General features: G+C 70.0%; 21 protein-coding genes. 12 read left to right on the top strand and 9 right to left on the bottom strand.

All coding sequences use genetic code 11. From position 1 onward, the window contains the following. Positions 1-92 precede the first annotated feature (92 nt). Positions 93-1,766, top strand: a complete 1,674-nt coding sequence (gene recN, locus HBB12_RS11685; RefSeq protein WP_236989492.1) for a DNA repair protein RecN — start codon at positions 93-95, stop codon at positions 1,764-1,766. Positions 1,767-1,998: 232 nt separating this feature from the next. Then, positions 1,999-2,190, top strand: coding sequence for a hypothetical protein (locus tag HBB12_RS11680; RefSeq protein ID WP_236989491.1), 192 nt, complete (start codon positions 1,999-2,001; stop codon positions 2,188-2,190). 158 nt (positions 2,191-2,348) lie between these two features. Here the strand turns inward: HBB12_RS11680 and HBB12_RS11675 are convergent, their stop codons facing one another. Beyond that, positions 2,349-2,549: a hypothetical protein gene (locus HBB12_RS11675; protein ID WP_236989490.1), complete on the bottom strand. Its 201-nt coding sequence runs from the start codon at positions 2,547-2,549 to the stop codon at positions 2,349-2,351. Positions 2,550-2,749: 200 nt separating this feature from the next. Here HBB12_RS11675 and HBB12_RS11670 point away from each other — a divergent pair, with 200 nt between their 5' ends. Further along, complete coding sequence (locus tag HBB12_RS11670) at positions 2,750-2,926, top strand: DUF1328 domain-containing protein (RefSeq protein WP_048429091.1); 177 nt, start codon at positions 2,750-2,752, stop codon at positions 2,924-2,926. 88 nt (positions 2,927-3,014) lie between these two features. Here the strand turns inward: HBB12_RS11670 and HBB12_RS11665 are convergent, their stop codons facing one another. Then, positions 3,015-3,269 carry a NepR family anti-sigma factor gene (locus HBB12_RS11665; protein WP_236989489.1) on the bottom strand — a complete coding sequence of 85 codons (255 nt, stop codon included), beginning with the start codon at positions 3,267-3,269 and terminating at the stop codon, positions 3,015-3,017. Between the two features lie 189 nt (positions 3,270-3,458). Here HBB12_RS11665 and HBB12_RS11660 point away from each other — a divergent pair, with 189 nt between their 5' ends. The 3 genes from HBB12_RS11660 (at position 3,459) to HBB12_RS11650 (ending at position 5,635) form a co-directional block, all read left to right on the top strand. Then, complete coding sequence (locus HBB12_RS11660; protein WP_236989488.1) at positions 3,459-4,262, top strand: response regulator; 804 nt, start codon at positions 3,459-3,461, stop codon at positions 4,260-4,262. A gap of 609 nt (positions 4,263-4,871) precedes the next feature. Then, positions 4,872-5,390 (top strand): hypothetical protein, encoded by a 519-nt coding sequence (locus HBB12_RS11655; RefSeq protein WP_236989487.1) that lies wholly within the window; start codon positions 4,872-4,874, stop codon positions 5,388-5,390. Between the two features lie 38 nt (positions 5,391-5,428). Further along, positions 5,429-5,635 (top strand): hypothetical protein, encoded by a 207-nt coding sequence (locus HBB12_RS11650; RefSeq protein WP_236989486.1) that lies wholly within the window; start codon positions 5,429-5,431, stop codon positions 5,633-5,635. Between the two features lie 272 nt (positions 5,636-5,907). Here the strand turns inward: HBB12_RS11650 and HBB12_RS11645 are convergent, their stop codons facing one another. After that, the gene (locus HBB12_RS11645) at positions 5,908-6,102 is read right to left on the bottom strand and encodes a con-10 family general stress protein (RefSeq protein ID WP_048429096.1); all 195 of its coding nucleotides are present in this window, start codon (positions 6,100-6,102) and stop codon (positions 5,908-5,910) included. Between the two features lie 310 nt (positions 6,103-6,412). Between HBB12_RS11645 and HBB12_RS11640 the strand changes: the two genes are divergently transcribed. From HBB12_RS11640 to HBB12_RS11625, 4 genes are all read left to right on the top strand, one after another. Next, on the top strand, positions 6,413-6,631 hold the full coding sequence (locus HBB12_RS11640) for a hypothetical protein (RefSeq protein WP_236989485.1): 219 nt from the start codon (positions 6,413-6,415) through the stop codon (positions 6,629-6,631). Positions 6,632-6,721: 90 nt separating this feature from the next. Further along, a complete protein-coding gene (locus tag HBB12_RS11635; protein ID WP_236989484.1) occupies positions 6,722-9,751 on the top strand; it encodes an ABC transporter ATP-binding protein/permease in 3,030 nt (1,009 codons plus the stop codon). Next, positions 9,748-10,194, top strand: a complete 447-nt coding sequence (locus HBB12_RS11630; protein ID WP_236989483.1) for a Crp/Fnr family transcriptional regulator — start codon at positions 9,748-9,750, stop codon at positions 10,192-10,194. The genes HBB12_RS11635 and HBB12_RS11630 overlap by 4 nt, the downstream gene beginning before the upstream one ends. A 66-nt stretch (positions 10,195-10,260) precedes the next feature. After that, complete coding sequence (locus tag HBB12_RS11625; RefSeq protein ID WP_236989482.1) at positions 10,261-11,022, top strand: SDR family NAD(P)-dependent oxidoreductase; 762 nt, start codon at positions 10,261-10,263, stop codon at positions 11,020-11,022. Positions 11,023-11,671: 649 nt separating this feature from the next. Here the strand turns inward: HBB12_RS11625 and HBB12_RS11620 are convergent. After that, on the bottom strand, positions 11,672-12,817 hold the full coding sequence (locus tag HBB12_RS11620) for an alpha-hydroxy acid oxidase (RefSeq protein ID WP_236989481.1): 1,146 nt from the start codon (positions 12,815-12,817) through the stop codon (positions 11,672-11,674). Positions 12,818-13,000: 183 nt separating this feature from the next. Then, on the bottom strand, positions 13,001-14,668 hold the full coding sequence (locus tag HBB12_RS11615) for an L-lactate permease (RefSeq protein WP_236989480.1): 1,668 nt from the start codon (positions 14,666-14,668) through the stop codon (positions 13,001-13,003). A gap of 258 nt (positions 14,669-14,926) precedes the next feature. Here HBB12_RS11615 and HBB12_RS11610 point away from each other — a divergent pair, with 258 nt between their 5' ends. Then, the gene (locus tag HBB12_RS11610; protein WP_236989479.1) at positions 14,927-15,706 is read left to right on the top strand and encodes an FCD domain-containing protein; all 780 of its coding nucleotides are present in this window, start codon (positions 14,927-14,929) and stop codon (positions 15,704-15,706) included. Positions 15,707-15,911: 205 nt separating this feature from the next. Here HBB12_RS11610 and HBB12_RS11605 read toward each other — a convergent pair whose 3' ends face one another. From HBB12_RS11605 to HBB12_RS11595, 3 genes are all read right to left on the bottom strand, one after another. Beyond that, positions 15,912-17,579: a methyl-accepting chemotaxis protein gene (locus tag HBB12_RS11605; RefSeq protein ID WP_236992749.1), complete on the bottom strand. Its 1,668-nt coding sequence runs from the start codon at positions 17,577-17,579 to the stop codon at positions 15,912-15,914. Positions 17,580-18,443: 864 nt separating this feature from the next. Beyond that, complete coding sequence (locus HBB12_RS11600; RefSeq protein ID WP_236989478.1) at positions 18,444-18,887, bottom strand: VOC family protein; 444 nt, start codon at positions 18,885-18,887, stop codon at positions 18,444-18,446. Between the two features lie 97 nt (positions 18,888-18,984). After that, positions 18,985-19,182: a DUF1127 domain-containing protein gene (locus tag HBB12_RS11595; protein WP_236989477.1), complete on the bottom strand. Its 198-nt coding sequence runs from the start codon at positions 19,180-19,182 to the stop codon at positions 18,985-18,987. Between the two features lie 106 nt (positions 19,183-19,288). Here HBB12_RS11595 and HBB12_RS11590 point away from each other — a divergent pair, with 106 nt between their 5' ends. Beyond that, on the top strand, positions 19,289-20,623 hold the full coding sequence (locus HBB12_RS11590) for an aminotransferase-like domain-containing protein (protein WP_236989476.1): 1,335 nt from the start codon (positions 19,289-19,291) through the stop codon (positions 20,621-20,623). 13 nt (positions 20,624-20,636) lie between these two features. Here HBB12_RS11590 and HBB12_RS11585 read toward each other — a convergent pair whose 3' ends face one another. After that, positions 20,637-21,890 (bottom strand): pilus assembly protein TadG-related protein, encoded by a 1,254-nt coding sequence (locus tag HBB12_RS11585; protein ID WP_236989475.1) that lies wholly within the window; start codon positions 21,888-21,890, stop codon positions 20,637-20,639. Positions 21,891-21,899 lie beyond the last annotated feature (9 nt).

Here is a 21,899-nt window from a genome sequence, read left to right as displayed (position 1 = left end):
TGAACATGCGGCCGTGGCGCGCACTCGCGCCGCGGCCCGTTCGGCTGTAGATACCCGCCCGATCTCCTTCTTCACGTCCCGGCAAGGGTGGCATGCTGGTTCAGCTCGCGATCCGCGACATCGTCCTGATCGATAAGCTCGAGCTGAACTTTCGCGAAGGCCTGAGCGTCCTGACCGGGGAGACCGGCGCCGGCAAGTCGATCCTCCTCGACGCCTTCACGTTGGCGCTCGGCGGCCGCGGTGACGGCCGCCTGGTGCGTCAGGGCGAGGCGCAGGGCCAGGTGACTGCGGTGTTCGACGTGCCCGCCGACCATCCGGCCCGGGTGCTGGCGGCGTCCTCCGACATCGACACCGAGGGCGACCTGATCCTGCGCCGGGTCCAGGTCGCGGACGGGCGCACCCGCGCCTTCGTCAACGACCAGCCGGTCGGCGTACATGTCCTGCGCGCCATCGGGACGGCGCTGGTCGAGATCCACGGCCAGCACGACGACCGGGCCCTGTCGGATTCGACCACCCACCGGGCGATCCTCGATGCTTTCGGGGGCTTGAGTGCCCGCCAGGCCGCGGTGGCGGAGTCTGCGCGCCGGGTGCGCAAGGCCCGCACCGCGCTGTCCGAGCACCGCGCCCGAGTCGAGGCCGCCCGCAAGGAGGTCGACTTCCTGCGCCACGCCGTCGAGGAACTGGCCGCCCTCGATCCCAAGGCCGGCGAGGAGACGGAGCTCGCCGAGCGCCGCACCGCGATGCAGCAGGGCGAGAAGGTTGCCCGCGAACTGAACGAGGCCCTCGATGCCGTCGCCGGCCAGGGCTCGCCCACCGCCCATCTCTCGGCGGCGCTCCGCAAGCTCGAACGGCGGGCGGCCCAGGCGCCGTCCCTGGTCGAGCCGAGCATCGCGGCCCTCGACAATGCGCTGGTCGCCCTCGACGAGGCCCGCACCAGCCTGGAGGACGCGCTCCAGGCGGCGGAATTCGACCCGCGCGAACTGGAGCGGGTCGAGGAGCGCCTGTTCGGCCTGCGCGCCGCGGCCCGCAAGTACAACGTCGCCGTCGACGACCTCGCGGCGCTCCGCGAGCGCTACGAGGGCGACGTGGCGGTGATCGATGCCGGCGAGGAGGCGCTCGGCCGGCTCGAGGCCGATCTCGCGAGTGCCGACGCGGCCTATCTCGAGAAGGCGGAGGCCCTGAGCAAGGGCCGGCGCAAGGCGGCCTCCGCCCTCGACAAGGCGGTGCAGGCCGAGTTGCCGCCGCTGAAGCTGGAGCGCGCCCGCTTCATCACCGAGATCGCCACCGATCCGGAGGCCCGCGATCCGGCCGGCCTCGACCGGGTCGAGTTCTGGGCCCAGACCAATCCGGGCACCCGGCCCGGCCCGATGATGAAGGTGGCCTCGGGCGGCGAGTTGTCGCGCTTCATGCTCGCCCTCAAGGTGGTGCTGGCCGACAAGGGCTCGGCCCCGACCCTGATCTTCGACGAGATCGATACCGGCGTCGGCGGTGCGGTGGCGGACGCGATCGGCGCCCGCCTCGCCCGGCTCTCGGCCCGGGTTCAGACCGTGGCGGTCACCCACGCGCCCCAGGTCGCCGCCCGCGCCTCGACGCATTTCCTGATCGCCAAGGAGGCGGTGAAGGGCTCGGACCGGGTCGCCACGCGGGTGAAGCCGCTGGCGGCGGTGCCGCGCCAGGAGGAGATCGCCCGGATGCTGGCCGGCGCCACGGTGACCGAGGAGGCCCGGGCCGCCGCGGCCCGGCTGCTCCAGGCGGCCGAGGCCTGAGCCGGGGCCGGCGGCATCGCAGGGCGTAACGGCCCTCGACAGAGGTTGCTGTACGGTTAAGCTCTAGGGGGTGATTCGCAGGGCGGCTGTTAGCCCCTTCGGCATGGTGAACAAAGAACAAATCTTAACTCTTTCTTTACCATGTCCCATGAGAATGTCTCGTCTCGGCATGGGTCGTCCTTTCCCTCGGACCCGTGCGACGGTGCGGGGCCAGTGGTCCATGAAACAGGAAGTGAGTGCGTCCCGGGAGGCCGTTCAGGATCAGATCCTGCCGGCGATCTGCGTCGAGGCCCAGCATCGTCTCGGGCAGACGCTGCGCTCGTTCTACGAGCGCACGGTGGACGGCGAGCCCATACCCCTCGACCAGGTCGACCTGCTGCTGCGCCTGCGGCACCGGGAGCGCGAATTGCAGCGTCAGCGCTGAGGCGCGACGACCTTCGGACATCGACTGAGAAATAGCGATTCAGGCGCGCGGTGCTCCGCCGAGGAGCAGCGCACGGGCTGCAAGCGAAGACGTGTGCGGGCCGTCACGGTCCCGCACAGGGAGCCGGTCCCGGGTGGGACCGGCAGGGGAGGGCGGTTCTAGCGCCGCCGGCGGTCGCGCACCCGCACCGGCACGAGGGCCGGTGCCTGCTGCGCCCGCGCCCCGGCGAGCGCGATGGCGCCCGCGAGACCGATCGCCGTGAGGATCCCTGTCACCACCATCGGCGAGGCCGTGAGAAGACCCGCCAGCAAGGCGAGCAGCGCGAGGCCGGCACGCAGGGCATTGGAACGGATCATCATCAAGCCTCCATCCAGACGCCGGTGAGAACGTGTGGCGCGAAACCGGAGTTCCGCCCGGCCGCCCCCCGACCGTCCCGACAATGTGGGGGGTCCGATCCGTTTGCGCTACCTGCGACAAAGCGGAACCCAAGGTCATGCTTGACGTTGTCTGCTCACGATCGGCCGGGGGCCGAGAGAATCAGACAAGAGAGGGTCTCGCCATGCTGGGTTGGGCTGTCACATTCCTCGTCGTCGCCCTGGTGGCCGCGCTGTTCGGGTTCGGCGGTATCGCCGGCACCGCGGTCGAGGCCGCCAAGCTCATCTTCTTCGTCGCCGTCGTGCTCTTCGCCATCTCGGCCGTGGTCGGCCTGATGCGGGGCCGCTCGCCGACGCTCTGACATCGACGGATCGAACCTGTCGAGACTTCGCGCCGTCCCTCCCCTCGAGGGGCGGCGTTCTTGCTCCGCGGCGCTCGTGTGGTCCAGATCACGATTCCGTCGGCGGCGCATCCGGTGGCAGCTGTCCCGAGCTGCGCTCGAGTTCGGCGATGAGATCGACGAAGCGGTCGGGAATAGGCTGCTGCATCAGTTCGTCATACATGGCACGCAGGTGCGAGCCGATGCGCCCCTGCACGTTGCGGTCGAGGGCGGGCTGCTCGGGCCCTGCCGCGGGATCATCCTCGTCCCGGGGCGTCCGCGGGGCTTGCATCCCGGGACCTTGCATCCCCTTGCCGTCGATCATGCCGTTCCCCTTCGCCCGTCCTGGACACGCGGACAAGGCGATGCCATGGCGCCCGGTATGCCGGGTCGCGCTGCGGCGACAACGCGCGCCGGCGCGGTCAGTTCCGCGCTTGCCCGGAACGAATGCGGGCGCACGGCGTTGAGGCATGAGGGCCGACGCGCGTAAAACGGCAACACCAAGGGGACCTGAATGTCGACAGCACAACTCGTGGTGCAGCACCTGCCCTACCTGCGCCGCTACGCGCGCGCCCTCACGGGCAGCCAGGTGGCCGGCGATGCCTACGTGGCCGCGACGCTCGAAACGCTCGTGAACGAGCCCGAGACCCTCGGGCGCAGCACCAACGTCAAGGCCGACCTGTTCCGCGTCTTCACCCGGATCTGGAACTCGCTCTCGGTCAACGGCCAGACCGAGCAGACCCAGCACGACCTGCCGGCCGAGGTACGGCTCGGCCAGATCACGCCGCTGCCGCGCCAGGCCTTCCTGCTCTCCTGCCTGGAGGGCTTCTCCGAGGAGGACGCCGCCACCATCCTGGGCGTCGACGTCTCCGAGGTCCGCGACCTCGTCGACGAGGCCGGCCGCGAACTCGCCGCCGACATGGCGACCGAGATCCTCATCATCGAGGACGAGCCCTTGATCGCCATGGACCTCGAGGCCCTGGTGGAGGGCCTGGGCCACAACGTCACCGGCGTCGCCCGGACGCGGACCGAGGCGGTCAAGCTCGCCTCCAGCAAGCGCCCCGGCCTGATCCTCGCCGACATCCAGCTCGCCGACGGCTCGTCGGGCCTCGACGCGGTCAACGATCTCCTGAAGTCGTTCGAAGTGCCGGTGATCTTCATCACGGCCTATCCGGAGCGCTTCCTCACCGGCGAGCGGCCCGAGCCGGCCTTCCTCATCGCGAAGCCCTTCCAGCCCGCCAACGTCTCGGCGGTGATCAGCCAAGCGCTGTTCTTCCAGCAGAGCGCCCGCCGCCGCGAGGCCCGCGCGAGCGCCTGACGCCGCCTCCACGCGAATCGCGACGCGCAGTTCGGGACAAAGCCCTGGGCCCGCCGGCAGGCGGGTGCCGGGGCTTCGTCGTTTCGGGAATCATGTCCTTCGGAGCGTTCTGGATGATGGCGAACCGTCGAAAGGCGGGGGCGGTATCGCCGAATGGGTGAGTGGGCGGTGACCCGCGCATGCGCACCGCGCCTGCTTCCGCTGGACCATGCTTCCGCTAGACCATGCTTCCGCTAGACTTGGCCGCTCCCGAACGTCCAGGCCCAATACAAAAGAACGGGCCGGATCGGGATCCGGCCCGTTGAAAGAGTTTCCGGCCAATGCACAAGGGGAATGCGGGGAGGACCAGGTGGCCGGGTTGCCATATCAACGAGAATCTCCGCGACAAGGTTCCGTGCAGCTGCGATCGGCGATGCTTTTTCGTTGCCTGTGGCGAAATTGCTGCGCTTGATCGCCACGCGACCCGCATCTGGGCTGGTTAACGAGTGATTGACGGGCTCCGCCGCATTCGCGGCATGAATTGTCCCGTCCAGGCACGGACGCGGGAACGACTTGCGGAGGATCCGCGTTAAGGAAGCATTCTCAAGCTTCGCCGCGAGGGCCACGCGTATGCTCCGCCCGCACTTCTTCCTCGGTGTTACGGTTCCGGCCGCGTTCCTCACCCTGGTCGGGCAGCCGCTGATCGAGCATTCCGTCGGGGCGGTCGCCCGTCCGGCCGTCGAGCAGGCGGCGCTCAAGGGCGATCGTCTCGCGCCGGTCCGGCCGGCCGCGAAGGCGCAGGTCCCGGTCGCAGTCGAGATCACCGGGCTCGGTGCGGCCAAGGTCACCCTGCGCAACGCCGCCGGCGACATCGTCTACCAGGCCGACGCCACCCGCAACACGACGCTCGTCGCCCGCGACACCGCGATCCCCCACGTCACCGTGCGCGAGCGCACCGGCACTCCGGTGGCGCAGCGCGATCCAGCTCCCGCCGGCCAGGCCGTGCGGCGGATGCCGGAGGGCTGCGAGGGGGCGATCAGCGGGCTCGCCGGCCACGAGGCCCGTCGCCTGCTGCCGAGCCGCTGCCTCGCCGATGCCGGCGACGTCCTGCCGGCTTCCGTCTCTCCGACCCCCGTCGCGACGCTCTGACGGGCGCCGCCCCGTCAGACATCCACCGGATCCCCGTCATGATCGATCTGCGCGAATACGAGGTGCCCTCGCCTCAGCCGCCGCCTCCGGAGCGGGTTCATCGCGACGGTCACGTCGAGCCCGATGCCGACCGGCTCGCCAGCCTTCTGGCCGGCGTCACTGCCGTGCGGCCGGTCGACGACGTGGTCTGCCCGGCCCTGGCGCGGCGCAACCTCGTGGTCACGGCGCGGCCCCTCGCCGCCTGACGACAGGGGTCGAACGAAGAGCACCCCGGGCGCCGTGGCGCCCGGGGTGCTTCGTCGCGTCCGGAAGCGCGACATTCGACGATATGTCGTCCTGAACCGTCGTCACGGCCCATGCTGATGCGCCGGAGGCGAGGCTGGCTCCCTCCGGCGCATGAGCGCGGGTCTCAACGGGCGGGTCTCGATGGGTCCCCTGGAGCGGGGTAGCGCGAGGCGGGCCCGGTCATGGAGATCATCCGTCCGCCGGGCGGTTCCGGCTCGACGGGATCCGGCCTTCACTCGTCGGTGGCGCGGCCGCTGCCCGAAGCCTGCCCACCCTTGCGGCCGGCCGACGAGGCCAGTTCGCGGTCCTGCGAGAAGGAGCGCTTCTCGGCCGGCACGCTGCGGCCGCCCTTGCTGGCGATCTCGCGCTGGCGCTCCAGATCCATGGATGCGAAGCCGCGCTTCGAGGTCGAATTTCCGGTTGCCATGTTTGCCTCCTTGGCGGGGTTCTCAGTCCGGACAACCTTCAGCGCAAATGATGGTTCCTGCCACGCATGCGGGCCGTCCGACTGATGGTCCCGATTCGGGGCAGTACAGGTCGGGCTGTCGCCACGTCGCGTCACGTCGGCGACTTGAGCTAACACCTCTCGCAGACGGCGAAACTTCTCGCAGACGACGAAACTTGGCCGCACCGGCCGGACCTGAGGTGGAACCGGGCGGGTGGGCCGGCGTTCGCCCCGGACTCCGCGGTGGAGCGGCCTGCGGCCGCCTGCCGCACCCTCGTGCCTGGAGCCGCCGATGACCAACAAGACCATGGTGAGCCGGGAGGCCGCCGCGCATCCCGAGACCGCGCCCGCCCCGAACCGGGCCGCCCCGCCGCCGATGCCCGCCGAAGAGGGCAGCCCGCACCCGACCACGACCGAGGAGCCGGGTGACTCGCCCCAGCCGAACCGCCAGTTCGGCGACGAGCCGATCGGCGGCCTGACCACCCGCAAGGACCATCCCCACCGGGATTGAGGCGGATTCGGCCGGTGCGCGCCGGCACGGCGCCGGTTTCCAGTCCCGCTCCCGCCCTCTACACAGGCGGACGGGATCCGGGCGGGATTCTTGAGGCGGCAGACCACGATGAGCGGCGGGGCGGGGACGGCGGAGCGGACAGGGGTCGTCTCTAAGGAGGATCTGCCCAGGGGGGAGCTGCCTCCGGCGGCGGGCGACGGTCGGGCCGTCCCGCGCGGGGACCGCGCCGCCGGGGAGGACAGGGCGGAAGCGGCCCGCTTCGGCAACGATCCGGAGGCCGCCGACGCCTCGGGCGGCCTCGACCGCAGCCTGTTCCGCTACATCTGGCGGCACTCGAAGCGCGACCAGATCCTCATCTGCGCCGTCGTGCTGGCCTCGCTCCCGCTCTACTTCGCCTCCCTCGACCTGCCGCGGCGCATCGTCAACGAGGCGATCCAGGGCCACGCCTTCGAGAAGGGCAACGAGACCGCCAAGTTCCTGGTGCTGCGCCTGCAGATGCCGGACTGGTTCGGCCACGACATCTCGCTGTTTCCGGGCTTCGACGTCGACCGGTTCGAGCTCCTGTTCGGCCTCTCCTCGATGTTCCTGCTGCTGGTGCTGATCAACGGCGCCTTCAAGTACTGGATCAACGTGGCCAAGGGGGCGCTCGGCGAGCGGATGTTGCGACGCCTGCGCTACCAGCTGTTCTCGCTGATCATGCGCTTCTCGCCCGAGGCCCTGCGCCACACCAAGGCGTCCGAGGTCGCCACCATCATCCGCGACGAGGTCGAGCCGATCGGCGGCTTCATCGGCGACGCCTACATCCTGCCGGCGTTCCTCGGTACCCAGGCCGCCACCGCGATGGCCTTCATCCTGCTCCAGAACGTCTGGCTCGGGCTGCTCGCCGCCGGGGTGGTGGGGGTGCAGTTCGTGGTCATCCCGCGCCTGCGGCGCGAATTGCTGCGCCTCGGGCGCCAGCGCCAGCTCGCCTCCCGCCGCCTCGCCGGCCGGGTCGGCGAGGTGGTGGACGGCATCGCGGCGGTGCATTCCAACGGGGCCGAAGCCTGGGAGCGGGCCGAGATCGGCCATCGCCTCGGCGGGCTGTTCGACCTGCGCCTGCGCATCTACCGGCGCAAGTTCATGGTCAAGTTCCTGAACAACCTGCTTGCCCAGATGACGCCGTTCCTGTTCTACTGCATCGGCGGCTACTTCGCCCTCAAGGGCCAGCTCAGCATCGGCCAGCTGGTCGCGGTGATCGCCGCCTATCGCGACCTGCCGCCGCCGCTGAAAGAACTGATCGACTGGGACCAGCAGCGCCTCGACGTGCAGGTGAAGTACGAGCAGGTGCTGCAGCAATTCCTGCCCGAGCGGCTCCTCGGGCTCGACGCTCCCGGCCGCGACGAGAGCCTGTGCGGGCGCCTTGCCGCCGAGGGCGTCGGCGTCCAGGAGCCGCACGGGCCGGTGCTCGCCAACGTCTCGCTGTCCCTGGACCTGCCGGCGATCGTCGGCATCGTCAGCGACGGCGGTCCGGCGGCCTCGACCTTCGCGCGGGTGCTGGCGCGGCGCGTGGTGCCGACCTCGGGACGGCTCACCCTCAACGACCACGACCTCGCCGAATGGTCCGGCGCGGCGCTCACCCGGCGCATCGCCTATGCGGGGGTCGATCCGATCCTGTTTCCGGGGTCCTTGCGCGACAACATCGTGTACGGCCTCAACCGCCGCCCACCCGAGGCGGCGGCGATGGACGCCAAGGCGCTCGCCGAGGCCCGCCGCACCGGCAACCCGGTCGAGCCCTTCCCGGCCGACTGGACCGATTACGAGCAGGCCGGCGTCCCGGATGCCGCCGCCCTCGATGCCCTGATCCTCGACTGGCTCACCCGCATCGGCATGGGCGAGGAGGTCTACCGCTTCGGCCTCCTCGGCCAGGTCGATCCCGAGCGCCACCCGGACCTCGCCGCGCGGCTGATCGAGGCGCGGATCGCCTTCCGCGAGCGCCTGGCGGCGGAGGGGCACGCGCATCTCGTCGAGCCGTTCGACCCCGCCCGCTACAACCGCCAGGCGACGGTGGCCGAGAACCTCTTGTTCGGCGTGCCGACCACCACGGCGCTGACCGGCCGGGCGCTCGCCGAGCACGCGGTGGTGCGCCTCGTCCTCGACCGCACCGGGCTCGCCGACGACCTCGTCACCATGGGCGAGCGCATCGCCGCGACCATGCTGGAAATCTTCCGCGGCCTGCCGAGCGGCCATCCGCTCTTCGAGCAGTTCTCGTTCCTCTCCGCCGACGAATTGCCGGAATACGAGGCGATCCTCGCCCGCCGCACGGCCACCGAGGCCTCCGCCGAGCGCCATGGCGGCGGCACGCTCAACCGCATCCGGCGGCGCTGGATCGGGCTCGGCCGCTACGGCTCGGCCGATGCGACCCGGCTCATGGCCCTGCCGCTCGCCTATATCGAGCCCCGCCACCGCCTCGGCCTGATCGACGACGCCTTCCGCGAGCGGATGGTCGAGGCGCGGGCAGAGCTGCGCATCACCCTCGACGAGGCCGGGATGGGCGGCGTCGATTTCTACGACCCCGACCGGGTCTGCCCAGCGGCGCCATTGCGCGACAATCTCCTGTTCGGCCGCGTCAACCAGTCGGTCGCCGATGCCGTCGAGACCGTGACGAAGACCGGCACCGCGCTGGTTCAGGAGATGCAGCTCGCCCCCGCCATCACCCGGGTCGGGCTCGATCACCAGGTCGGGCCCGAGGGGCGCTTCCTGTCGAGCGTCCAGCGCGCGGTGGTGAGCCTGGTCCGGGCCCTGATCCGCCGGCCGGACCTGCTCGTCCTCGACGGCGCCCTGTCGCCGATGGGCGAGGCCCGCGCCCGCACGGTGCTGGGCCTGCTCTTGGAGCGGTACGGCCGCGAGAACAGCCTCGTGGTGGTGCTGCCGAACGACCGCGTCGCCGACCGGTTCGCCCTGGTGCTGCAGGCCGCCGGCACGCAGATCCAGGGTCCGGAGAGGCCCGCCGGACCCGCGGCATCCCCCGAAGAGACGATGGCGGGGGCTGGCGCTGCGGCGCCGGCTGCGGCAGTCTCCGCACGCGCCGAGGACGAGACGGGGCCGGAACCGGCGCGCGTCGAGCAGGATGTGAAGGCATGACGCTTGAGACCGAGGTGCAGTCGCTGCGCCAAGTGCCGATGTTCCGCGAGGTGGATCCGGCCCGCCTGAAGCTGCTCGCCTTCACCAGCGAGCGGGTGCATTTCGCCGACGGCCAGCGCTTCTTCGACCGGGGCGACGCGGCGGATGCCGCCTACCTGATCCTGGAGGGCGAGGCGGCCGTGACGCTCGACGGGCCGCAGGGGCCGATCCGCCTGGCGCTGCTCGGCGCCAACGCGCTCGTCGGCGAGATGGGCATCCTGGCCGACCAGCCCCGCTCCGCCACCGTGACCGCGGTGGTGCCGACGACGGCGCTCCGCATCGACCGGCGGGTCTTCCTCGAACTCCTGAGCCAGTTCCCGCAGATCGCCATCGCGGTGATGCGCGAACTCGCCCACCGCCTCGAGATGACCAACCAGCAGCTCGCCCGGATGCGGACCGGCTGAGGCTCAAGGACCGACGAGGCCTGCCCGCGAACGAGGCAGGCCCGGACCACGATCGGGGGACACGCCATGGATCTCGCCGCAGGCCTGAAGGGCCGCCACGTCCTCGTCACCGGGGCCTCGGGCGGCCTCGGCGATCATTTCGCGCGCCTCTGCGCGCGTTGCGGTGCCGCCGTCACCGTGGCGGCGCGGCGCAAGGAGAAGCTCGACGCCCTGGTGCGGGATCTGGCGAGCGCCGGAGCCCCTGAGGCCCATGCCGTCGCCCTCGATGTCGCCGACCCGGATTCGGTGACGGCCGCCTTCGCCAGCCTGCACGCCCTGCCCGACGTGGTGGTCAACAATGCCGGCATCGCCGAGGGCGGGGCGGCGATCGACGTCGACATCGCGACCTTCGACCGGGTGATCGACACCAACCTGCGCGGCGTCTGGGCGGTCTCGACCAGCGCGGCCCGGGCCTGGCGCGAGGCCGGACGCGGCGGCGTCATCGTCAATATCGCGTCGATCCTGGGCCTCAGGGTCGCCGGCGGGGTCGCGCCCTACACGGTGTCGAAGGCCGGCGTGGTGCAGATGACCCAGGCGCTCGGCCTCGAATGGGCCCGCTACGGCATCCGGGTCAACGCGCTGGCGCCGGGCTATATCGGCACCGACATCAACCGCGAGTTCTTCGAGACGGCGCCCGGCCAGGCGATGCTCAAGCGCATCCCGATGCGCCGGCTCGGCCGGCCGGAGGACCTCGACGGCGCCTTCCTGCTGCTGGCCGGCGATGCGTCGGGCTGGATGACCGGGGCGACGCTGCCGGTGGACGGGGGGCATCTGGTGTCGGGGTTGTGAGGCACCCCCGGAAAGCAGGGCTTTTCGGGGAAAGGAAAAGGCTAGGGTCTCCCCCTCTCCCCGCGGGCCTAGCGGATTCACACTTCTCCTCTGAGAGCTAAGCCTCTGTAAATGTGCGCGCTTTCCCCTCCCCCTTGTGGGGAGGGGTTAGGGGTGGGGGTGGTGCCGGAGAAGCCTCGGTGCTCTACGCGGCACCACCCCCACCTCCAACTCCTCCCCACAAGCTTGAGCGATCTCGGGCAAGCCCGAGATCGCCTGGGGAGGAGAGGCGCGCTACCTTCCAAGGGGAAAGCACCCAGACCGAGATGTGTGAATGCGGTAGCCCCGCGGGCGGGGAGAGGGCCGATCCCCCGTCCAGGGGGAGCGGCGAGCCCCCAGGGCGAGGGTGAGGGGGGGTTGCCGGAGGAGTCTCATCCGGAAATACCCCCTCACCCTCGCTTCGGCTTCGCCTCCGCTTGCTGCGTCTCCTGAACGGAGACGCAGCCCTCTCCCCGCCCGCGGGGAGAGGGGAAACCCGCGCTGAATTTGTCTGGACGAAGGTTTCCCCGGATAGCCCTGCCCGGAATAGGGTTTTCCGGGAGGCGCATCGCGTGCCCTCCGGTATTCCGTGTAGACCTGCCTCGACGATCGAAGAGAGCAGGTCGCCCCCTCAGGAAAACCGCAGGTTGCTGCGTGTCAGCTGATCGACGGAGGAACACCCCATCAGGCGCATGTCCCGCTCGATCTCGGTCCGCATCAGGCCGAGCGCCCGCTCGACCCCGGCCTGCCCCGCCGCCGCGAGCGGGAACAGGTAGTAGCGGCCGAGACCGACGGCCTTCGCGCCGAGGGACAGCGCCTTGAGCACGTGCGTGCCGCGTTGCACCCCGCCATCCATGATCACGTCGATCCGGTCGCCCACCGCGTCGACGATCTCGGCGAGCTGGTCGAAGGCCGTGCGCGAGCCGTCGAGCTGACGGCCGCCGTGGTTCGACAGGATGATGCCGGTGCAGCCGATCTCGACCGCGCGCTTGGCATCCTCCACCGACATCACGCCCTTCAGGCAGAACTGGCCGCCCCAGTCCCGCACCATCGCCGCCACGTCGTCCCAGGACAGGCTGGGATCGAGCATCTCGGTGAAGTAGCGGCTGATCGACAGCGCGCCGTCGCCCATGTCGACATGGCCGTCGAGCTGCGGCAGCTTGAAGCTCTCGTGGGTGACGTAGTTGATCCCCCAGGCGGGCTTGAGCGCGAACTGCATCATGCCGCCGAGGGTGAGCCGGAACGGGATCGAGAAGCCCGTCCGCTTGTCGCGCTCGCGGTTGCCGCCGGTGATGCTGTCGACGGTCAGCATCATGACCTCGATGCCGGCCTCCTTGGCGCGGGCCATCATCGCGCGGTTCAGGCCGCGGTCCTTGTGGAAGTAGAACTGGTAGACCTGGGGACCGCCGCTGATCCGGCGGGCCTCCTCGAGGCTCACGGTGCCGAGCGAGGAGACGCCGAACATCGTCCCGTACTTGCCGGCCGCCGCCGCGACGGCCCGCTCGCCCTGGTGGTGGAACAGCCGCTGCAGGGCGGTGGGCGAGCAATAGACCGGCAGGGCGAGCCGCTGGCCCATCACGGTCACGGACATGTCGATCTCGCCGACGCCGCGCAGGACGTTCGGCACCAGGTCGCACCGGTCGAAGGCGGTCGTGTTGCGCCGGTAGGTGACCTCGTCGTCGGCACCGCCGTCGATGTAGTCGAAGATCGGTCCGGGCAGGCGCGCCTTCGCCATGCGCCGGAAATCGTGGAAGCTGTGGCAGCTCTTCAGTCGCATCTCGTACGCTTTCCGATTGATCGCTTCGCGATGCGGAAAGCGGCTTCGCTCAAGCGCCGCGCGGGCTGGCGAGACGAGATCCGGAAGCGATCGACCGGATCTCGTCTCAGGGCTCCGCGGGCGCACGGCGCCGCCGCAGGCATCGAACGGGGGAGGGCCGGGGGGTGCCCCGGCCCGATGGCCTCAATGGACGACGGCCGGGACCGCCGCGTGCGGCACCATGGCGGTGAAGGGCGGCACATAGGCCTGCAACATCACCAGGAGGCCGACGAGGCAGGCGAGCGCGATCGAGTGGAAGAACACGTAGCGCAGGATCTTCGCCTCGCCGCCGTACCATTGCGTCGCGGTCGAGGCGACCACGATCGACTGGGCGTCGATCATCTTGCCCATGACGCCGCCCGCGGAGTTCGACGCCGCCATCAGGACCGGCGACAGGCCGAGCTGCTCCGCCGTGATCTTCTGGAGGCCGCCGAACAGCACGTTCGAGGCGGTGTCCGATCCCGTCAGCGCCACGCCGAGCCAGCCCAGCATCGCCCCGAAGAACGGGTAGATCCAGCCGGTCTGGGCGAAGGCGAGGCCCAAGGTGGCGTCGGTGCCCGAGTACTTGGTGACGTAGCCGAGCGCCAGCATCGCCGAGATCGTGATCAGCGAGTAGCGCACGAGCCAGGCGGTGCGACCGTATTCGCGCAGCAGCCTCACCGGGTTGAAGCCGAGGATCAGGCCGCCGACGATCGCCGAGAGCAGGATGCCGGTGCCCGTCGCCGAGAGCAGGTTGAGGGTGTAGATCGCGGCCTCGTTATGGGGCGCGGCGACGACCGGCGGCATCTTGACCACGAGGTTGTGCAGGGAGGGCACCGGCATCTTCCACACCCAGAGCGAGTCGAGCCAGATGCGGAATTGCGGGGTGCCCCAGGCGAAGACGAAGACCGACAGGATGATCCACGGCAGCCAGGCCCGGAACACGGTGCCCGCCGCGTGGGTCTTGCGCTCCACGACCGGGGCCGCCTCTCCCTCCATGTCGGTCGCCGTCCAGATCCGGGCCGGCTGCCAGACGCGCAGGAAGCCCGCCAGCGCCGCCATCGAGGCGATCGCCGCGACCACGTCGACGAGCCAGGGGCCGTGGAAGTTCGAGACGAGGTATTGCGGCACCGCGAAGGCGAGGCCGGCCACCAGCAGGGCCGGCCAGACCTCCAGCATGCCCTTGCGGCCGGCGAACGCCCAGATCAGCCAGAACGGCACGAGGAGCGAGAAGAACGGCAATTGCCGCCCGATCATCGCCGAGAGCTCGATCAGGTCGAGGCCCGTGACCGCCGACAGCGCGATGACGGGCGCGCCGAGCGCCCCGTAGGCGACGGGCGCCGTGTTGGCGATGAGCGAGAGGCCTGCCGCAGCGAGCGGCGTGAAGCCGAGGCCCATCAGCATCGCCGCCGTCACCGCCACCGGCGTGCCGAAGCCCGCCGCGCCCTCGAAGAAGGCGCCGAACGAGAAGGCGATGAACAGGAGCTGGAGCCGCTTGTCCGGGGTGATGCCGGCGATCGAATCCCGCAGGATGTCGAACTGCCCGGTCTTCTCCGTCAGCCGGTAGAGGAAGATCACGTTCAGGATGATCCAGCCGATCGGCAGGAGGCCGAAGGCCGCGCCGTAGACCGCCGTGGCGCCCGCCATCGGGGCCGGCATCCCGAAGCCGATCACCGCGACGCAGAGCGCCACGACGAGGCCGAGGAGCGCCGCGACATGCGCCTTCAGGTGCAGGAGGCCGATGCCGCCGAGCAGCACGATGATCGGCAGGGCGGCGAGCGCCGTCGACCAGACGGCGCTCCCCAACGGATCGTAGGTTTGGTTCCAGCTCACTGCGTCGTCCTCCCGTTGCAGGTTCTCGGTCCGCGCGGCGATCGGGCAGCCTCCATCGTCACCCCTGGGCGCGTGGCGTACGCGCAGGGGCCGGATGCCGCTCTCACCGATCCGCGTCGAAGCCTTGGCTTGTCCTATGAGCCGATGGCTGCGCATTGGTAAAATGATTTTACCAAGCGCGTCAACTGGACATGGCGCTTACCCGCGTTACAGTCCGGAGGCCGGCGGCGAGTTGGAGCCGGCGAGTGGGAGCACGGGATGGAGCCGGAGCCGATCAAGGGCGGGAGCGTCGCCGAGAGCACGGCCCGTCACCTCAAGGATCTGATCCTCGAAGGCGCCCTCAGCCCGGGCGACCTCCTGCTGCCCGAGCGCGATCTGGCGGTGCAGCTCAACGTGTCGCGCCCGACCCTGCGCCAGGGCATCAAGATCCTGGAGGACGAGGGTCTCATCGTGTCGACGCCGGCCGGTCGCTCCGTCGCCTCCCTCGGCAGCGAGATCACCGATCCGCTGATCGCGCTCATCGCCTCGCACGCGGAGGTCGTGGACGATTACCTCGAGTTCCGGGCGACGACCGAGCGCATGGCGGCGCGCCTCGCCGCCGAGCGCGCGAACGATGTCGACCGCGAGCGGCTCACCGCCTGCATGGAGCGCATCGACCGCGCCCACGAGGGCGGCGTGCAGCGCCAGGAGGCCGATGCGGATGTCGACCTGCACATCGCGGTCTACGAGGCGAGCCACAACCTCGTCGTCCTGCACACGATGCGCGCCCTGTCCGGCATGCTCCGGCAGGGCGTGATCGAGAACCGGGAGCTGCTGTTCTCACGCCCGGAAACGCGCGACCAGCTCCGGGCCCAGCACCGGGCGATCTACGAGAGCGTGATGGCGGGCAAGGTCGAGGAGGCCGGCGACGCGGCCGAGGCGCATATCCACTACACCCACCGGGCCCTGAACGAGATCAAGGCGTCCGAGGCCCGGCTTCAGGTCTCCCTGCGCCGGCTGAACGGCGGCCGCGTCTCGACGCGGAAGGCCGATCGTTAGAGCGCGTCACGATCGCGCTGCCATCGCGAAACGCTCTGAGTTTTTGCTTTGCCGCATTGTCTTCGACGAACCGGTATCCCCTTCGTCGGAAAAGGCTTCAGCCACCCAAGGGCGACGTGCGGTTGACGCGGCGGGCGACATGGATCGCCGGACGGGCGACCGTCTCCAGGACGGTGCCGTCCGACGTCATCGTCCGCAAACCCTCTCAGGCAGCCCGGATGGTCGCGAGGAAGCGGGCGACCTCCCCGCCGAGATGCTCGGACTGGCGCGACAGCTCGGAGGCGGCCGACAGGACCTGGCCGGCCGCGGCCCCGGTCTCCTCGGAGGCCTGCGCCACGCCGACGATGTTGCCGGTCACCTCGTTGGTGCCGACGGAGGCCTGAGCGACGTTGCGGACGATCTCCTGCGTCGCCGCGCCCTGCTGCTCCACCGCTGCGGCGAGCGAGGTCGCCACGCTGTCGATCTCGCGGATCCGCTCGGTGATGCCGCCGATCGCCGTCACGGCCTGGGCGGTGACCCCCTGCACCTCGCCGATCTGGCGCCCGATCTCATCGGTCGCCCTGGCGGTCTGGGCGGCAAGCGCCTTCACCTCGCTCGCCACCACGGCGAAGCCGCGCCCCGCCGCGCCGGCGCGCGCCGCCTCGATCGTCGCGTTGAGCGCCAGAAGGTTGGTCTGGCCGGCGATCGTGGCGATCAGGCCCACCATGTCCCCGATCCGGGCCGAGGTGGCTTGCAGCGCCTGGACCAGGTGGCCGGTCTGGTCGGCCGCTCCCACCGCCGACTGGGCCAGCCGCGCCGAGCCGGAGACCTGCCGGCCGATCTCGACCACCGACGAGCCCAGCTCCTCGGAGGCGACCGCGACGGTGTTGACGTTCGCAGCCGCCTGTTCCGCGGCGGCGGCGACGGTGGTGGACTGGGACGCCGTCTCGGTGGCGATGGCCGTCATCTGCTGGGCGGTGGCCTGGAGTTCGGTGGCCGAGGACGACACCATGCCGACGATGCCGCCGACCGCGCGCTCGAAACCGTCGGCCAGTTCGACCATCGTGCGCTTGCGCTCGGCTGCCGCGGCCTCGTCGGCGCGGCGTTTGACCTCGGCCTCCTCGGCGGCCCTGCGGGCGACCATCGCCTTGATGCCCTCGACCGCCTTGCCCACCGCGCCGATCTCGTCGCGGCGGCCGGCTTCCCCGATCTCCGCATCGATCTCGCCGCGGGCCATGCGCTGGAGCACGCTGACGAGGCGGCCGAGCGGGCGGGTGACCTGCATGACGATCGTGTAGACGCCGTAGGCGATGCTGACGAGCGCGACGACGAGCGCGGACAGAAGAGCGAGGCGCGACCAGCCCGCATTGGTCTCGGAGCGTCGGAATTCCGCCTCCGCTTCACGGACCTGGAGCGTGGTCAGCTTGCCGAGCGTGAGATTGGTGGCCTGCATGCCCTTCAGCAAATCCGCATGGGTGGTCTCGAACTCCGAGGTGCTCCCGGCGGCGAGGCGTTTGAGGATCTCGGCTGCGATGGCGTGATTTCTGTCGATCTGCTCCTGTAGGTCCTTGGCGAGAATCTTCTCTTCCGGGGTCAAATAGCTGTTCAGATAGTCGATCCATTGCGCATGCAATCGTGACAGATCGCCTTCGATCTTTTCCTTGGCCTCTTGGTGCGCAATCTGCTTGCTGCGCAGCAGGCGCGAGACGTCGAACACATCGTCGTACGCGTCGCGAATGATGCTGAACTGCCGAAGACAGACGATGCGATCGTCGAAAATCGTCTTGAGGCTTTGATGATTCCAATGAAGCGCGACATTCCCGATCCCTACAGTCGCAAACAGGACCAGGCCGATGCCGGCCAGCAAGGCGATAAGCCTCAATTTGATCGTCATCATCCAGCGGTCTTTCAGGGAGCGGGCTTGAACCGGCAGCGATCCCGATCTCGGGCATAAGCTCGATCAAGTCGCACAAATTTTATACAAATTGATTAAGAACTTACATCGATGCCTGAGCGTCGGCCCGGAAGATCACTTCCGGATTTCGTATCACCAGCCCGCGCGGCGTGCGAGCGAAGCCGATTTCCGCATCGCGAAGCGATCAGTCGGAAAGCGTATGACAATTCCGAAACATGAGGACCGGGCGCAAATGGCGCGTCCGGGACAAATCCGAGCGATCGTCGTGGAGGCCTCCCACGAGGGAAGCGATCGATTCTTCGTCGCAAGAGCATCGGCACCCGACGCACCACCCGGGCAGCTTGCCGCAGGGTCAGACTGATGGATTCAGACTGATGGATTACGAGCGGTCCGCCGACGCTTGCGCGCGACCGACACGCGCATGATGAAAGAGCTCCGGTCGCGATCTTGGGCAGCCGTCGTGCGAAAACCGGGTGATATGCTCCCGGAGCCTGCTTGACCGATCAATACGCTTCATCCCCTTCTCGGCCTCATCCTGGGGTGCTAGTCGATTGTGCTCCGACTGACCTCGAAGGAGGGCCCCAGGGATCACGGAGCCTGCTGGAGCCTCCTTCGAGGCTGCTTTCAGTCTGCGATCTATGATCGCCAGCACCTTAGGATGAGGTTGCGGGTGGGAAGGACTCATCCCGTGCGATGCCGTGATCGCCGATCCAACAGCTCTCGTACGATTTCCGGCTGATCGCTTCGCGATGCGGAAATCGGCTTCGCTCAGGTGTGTGAAGCGAAGCTTCACCGTTGCGGGCTCGTGAGACGAAATCCGGACGTGACCTTCCGGATTTCGTCTCACACCACCGGATAGGTGATGAACTCCATGAGCGACCCGTCCGGATCCCGGAAATAGACGCTGATGCCCTCGCCCACCGCACCATGCCGCGGCACCGGCCCCATCTCGACCGGGACGCCGTGCCGCTCGAGATGGACGATCGCCTCCTCGATCGGGCCGTGCCAGCGGAAGCACAGGTCGCTGTTGCCGGGCATCACCGGGGTCCGAGCCCGGGGCTCGCCGATCTGGCCCGGGCCGTGGCAGTTCAACTGCACGCCGCCGAAGCGGTAGGCGAAGCCCCGCCCGACCGGGATGACCTCCGCGCCGAGGATGTCCCGGTAGAAGGCGGTGGAGCGCTCCCAGTCCGAGACGTGGATGACGCAGTGGTCGAGGTGGATCGCCGGACGGACGACCGTCTCCGGGACGGTGCCGACGAGGTCGGGAAGGGTCTCGGTATCCGGCATCGAGGGGGCTCCGGGCGTGCGGAGCCCTAACGTAGCGCCATCGCCGCGCCGGTGACCAGGGGGCGGGCGGCATAGGGCGTTTCGCCGGTCGGTGTGGTCAGGCCCGCCAGAACGGCTTCACGCTCTCGCGCCGCACCACGGCCGGATCGAGACCGGTATCCCGCATCTGTGCGGGCGTGAGATCGGCGAGCACCCCGCGGTCCCGGGCGCGCCGCCACCATAGGCGCAGCAGGGCCGGGCGGGGTGGCCGAGGGTCGGAAGCGGAACGGGGGAAGGGGAGTGAGACGGCAGGCATGACGGTCGATCCGAGCAGGGGGGAAGGCAGTCCGGCCGGGATTGCATCGCCAGGATTGTACCGATACGAATGTCGGAGCAATCGAAACATTGTGCTCGGAGCAATAATGGCAGGCCTGGATTACCGGGGGATCGCCGATGCGGTGGCGGCGGAGATCGCCGAGGGGCGGCTGCGCCCGGGCGAGCGGCTGCCGCCGCAGCGCGACTTCGCCTATGCCCGCGGCATCGCGGTCTCGACGGCGAGCCGGGTCTATGCCGAGCTGGCCCGGCGCGGCCTCGTCCTCGGCGAGGTCGGGCGCGGCACCTATATCCGCTCCGATCTCGGCGCAGCGGAGCCGATCCGGCCCGAGCCGCCGCCGCACGCGCTCGATCTCCAGCGCACCATGTCGCGCCTGCCCGAGCAGGAGGCGCTGCTCGCCGAGACCTTGGCCGGGCTCGGGCGCGGGGCGATCGAGGCGGCGCTGACCCTCTACGGCCCGGCTGGCACGCCGCAGGCGCGGATGGTCGCCGCGCGCTTCCTCGCCCGCGACGGTTTCGCCCCCGATCCGGACGGGATCCTGTTCACCGGCAACGGCCGCCAGGGGCTCGCCGCCGCCCTGGCGACGCTCGCCCCGCCGGGGGAGCGCATCGGCTGCGAGCCGCTGACCTATCCGGTGATCCGGGGCATCGCGGCGCGGCTCGGCATCGCTCTCGTGCCGCTTGCCTTCGACGGCGAGGGCGTCCGGCCCGACGCCATCCTCCAGGCCCACCGCGCCGCGCCGCTGAGCGGGCTCTACCTGCAGCCGACACTGCAGAACCCGCTCGGGCTGACGATGGGACCCGAGCGCCGGGCGGAGATCGCCGCTGTCCTGACGCAGACCGGGCTCACGGCCGTCGAGGATGCGGTCTACAGCTTCCTGCGCGAGACGACCCCGCTCGCCGCCCTGGCGCCCGAGCGCGCGATCCTGGTCGACAGCCTGTCGAAACGCGTCATGCCGGGCCTGACGGTCGGGATGATCGTGAGCCCGCCCGAGATGGCGGAAAGCCTCGCGGTATCGGTGCGCCAGGGCGGGTGGAGCGCGATGGGGGTGGCGCTCGCCGCCGGCACCCGCTGGATGGAGGACGGATCCGCCGCCCGGCTCGAGCGCGCCAAGCGGATCGACGCGGCCGAGCGGCAGGCGATCGCCCGGGACTGCCTCGCCGGCCTGCCGGTGACGGGCGACCCGGCGGCCTATCACCTCTGGCTCACGCTGCCGGAGACCTGGCGGGCCGAGGCCTATGCGGCGGCGGCCCTGCGGCGGGGGATCGCGCTCATTCCCGCCTCTTCCTTCGCGGTCAGCCCGGGCCACGCCCCGAACGCCGTCCGGCTCGCCCTCGCGACGCCGTCGCGGGCCGATCTCGCGCGGGCGCTGGGTTCCCTGCGCCGCCTCGCGCTGGCGGGGGACGATCAGGTGATCGAGTAGGGATGCCGGCCGGTCACTGCGCCAGGCGCACCGGCTGGTCCTTCGCCGGGCCGACGCCGGCCGGGACCGGGATGGTGGAGGAGTTGTAGTTCGCATTGATGACGAGGTTGGCACTCCCCATCGTTCGGATCGTACGTGCCACCACCACCGTCCAGGGCGACTGGTCGGCGATCTTGGTGTTGGTGCCGCGCACCGTGAGGCTCGCATTCGGCAGGTAGATCGTGCCGACGAGCTTGCGGGCGTTGGTGGTCGAGATCTCGACGTCGCTGATGAAAGTGCGATCCGTGATCAGCACGAAACCCGCATAGGGCCCGCTCTTGCGGCCTTCCAGGTTCAAGACGGCATTGCCGGTGATCTGCGCCGCGGCGGCGGTCTTGAGAATGAGGACGACGTCGGTGCCGGTCACCGTCGAATTCCCGCTGATGCTCAGGGCGGGGCCGATGAAATAATGCTCGCCGGGCTCGAGGACGAGATTGGCCGATCCGAGCACCGCGATGGCGGCACAATGGACGCCGGGCTTGAGATACGTGGTGCCCATCCCGATGTTGATCGACGTGTCGCAGAGCGAGAGCGGTGTGTCGATCCTCATGGCCGCGAACGGGTCCGGCATCGACGGCGCGTCGGTCACCGGGGCCGGACGGATCGGGCCGGAGGCGCTGCCGGCGGCCCGTGCCTCGCCGGCCCACAGGGCGGTGCCTGCGCCCGCATTCAGGTCGGCGTTGCTCTGGACGAGGCAGTCGCCAGCCGTGATCACCGAGCTACCCTGCAACGCGATGGTGGAGGCCCCGATGCCGAGGGGGCCGCTTCCCTGCGCGCCGAGCACGCAGAGCGGCTTGCGCGCGGTGCGGACCGCCGTCGCGGTGGCGGCGAGGTTCCAGCCGCCCGGCGGCAGCAAGCTGCGGAAGAACGAGGCGCGGTGCGCGGTCTGGCTCACCGTCACCGCGCGCGACGCGGCATCGACCGTGGCCGTCGAGGTGATCGTCCAGCGCAGGCGCAGGGGCTCTGCCATAGCGTCGGCGTAGAGGCGGGTTCGCTCCTGCGTGGCGGAGGACTGGTCGACCCCGAATTCGCCCGCGCCCTGGAGCGCTGCCGCGTCGACGTTGCCCTGGAGCTTCGCCTTCGCCAGCATCACCTCGGTGATCTCGGCGACGCCGACCGATCCCATCGCCAGGAGCGGCAGCAGCAGGCCGAGGATGACGATGACCGTCCCGCTCCGGCAGCGCCGGAAGCGGTCGAGACGGAGGGCGAGATCCAGGCAGGGTCGCATCGATGGGGC

The sequence above is a fragment of the Methylobacterium sp. SyP6R genome, assembly GCF_019216885.1.
Lineage (GTDB): Bacteria > Pseudomonadota > Alphaproteobacteria > Rhizobiales > Beijerinckiaceae > Methylobacterium.
This window is presented reverse-complemented; position numbering and strand designations above follow the sequence as displayed.

Excerpts from the sequence above, each read along its gene's own strand:
- recN (WP_236989492.1), top strand. The coding sequence starts at position 93 with ATGCTGGTTCAGCTCGCGATCCGCGACATCGTCCTGATCGATAAGCTC.
- HBB12_RS11675 (WP_236989490.1), bottom strand. The coding sequence starts at position 2,549 with ATGATGATCCGTTCCAATGCCCTGCGTGCCGGCCTCGCGCTGCTCGCC.
- HBB12_RS11670 (WP_048429091.1), top strand. The coding sequence starts at position 2,750 with ATGCTGGGTTGGGCTGTCACATTCCTCGTCGTCGCCCTGGTGGCCGCG.
- HBB12_RS11665 (WP_236989489.1), bottom strand. The coding sequence starts at position 3,269 with ATGATCGACGGCAAGGGGATGCAAGGTCCCGGGATGCAAGCCCCGCGG.
- HBB12_RS11660 (WP_236989488.1), top strand. The coding sequence starts at position 3,459 with ATGTCGACAGCACAACTCGTGGTGCAGCACCTGCCCTACCTGCGCCGC.
- HBB12_RS11655 (WP_236989487.1), top strand. The coding sequence starts at position 4,872 with ATGCTCCGCCCGCACTTCTTCCTCGGTGTTACGGTTCCGGCCGCGTTC.
- HBB12_RS11650 (WP_236989486.1), top strand. The coding sequence starts at position 5,429 with ATGATCGATCTGCGCGAATACGAGGTGCCCTCGCCTCAGCCGCCGCCT.
- HBB12_RS11645 (WP_048429096.1), bottom strand. The coding sequence starts at position 6,102 with ATGGCAACCGGAAATTCGACCTCGAAGCGCGGCTTCGCATCCATGGAT.
- HBB12_RS11640 (WP_236989485.1), top strand. The coding sequence starts at position 6,413 with ATGACCAACAAGACCATGGTGAGCCGGGAGGCCGCCGCGCATCCCGAG.
- HBB12_RS11630 (WP_236989483.1), top strand. The coding sequence starts at position 9,748 with ATGACGCTTGAGACCGAGGTGCAGTCGCTGCGCCAAGTGCCGATGTTC.
- HBB12_RS11625 (WP_236989482.1), top strand. The coding sequence starts at position 10,261 with ATGGATCTCGCCGCAGGCCTGAAGGGCCGCCACGTCCTCGTCACCGGG.
- HBB12_RS11620 (WP_236989481.1), bottom strand. The coding sequence starts at position 12,817 with ATGCGACTGAAGAGCTGCCACAGCTTCCACGATTTCCGGCGCATGGCG.
- HBB12_RS11610 (WP_236989479.1), top strand. The coding sequence starts at position 14,927 with ATGGAGCCGGAGCCGATCAAGGGCGGGAGCGTCGCCGAGAGCACGGCC.
- HBB12_RS11605 (WP_236992749.1), bottom strand. The coding sequence starts at position 17,579 with ATGACGATCAAATTGAGGCTTATCGCCTTGCTGGCCGGCATCGGCCTG.
- HBB12_RS11600 (WP_236989478.1), bottom strand. The coding sequence starts at position 18,887 with ATGCCGGATACCGAGACCCTTCCCGACCTCGTCGGCACCGTCCCGGAG.
- HBB12_RS11595 (WP_236989477.1), bottom strand. The coding sequence starts at position 19,182 with ATGCCTGCCGTCTCACTCCCCTTCCCCCGTTCCGCTTCCGACCCTCGG.
- HBB12_RS11590 (WP_236989476.1), top strand. The coding sequence starts at position 19,289 with ATGGCAGGCCTGGATTACCGGGGGATCGCCGATGCGGTGGCGGCGGAG.
- HBB12_RS11585 (WP_236989475.1), bottom strand. The coding sequence starts at position 21,890 with ATGCGACCCTGCCTGGATCTCGCCCTCCGTCTCGACCGCTTCCGGCGC.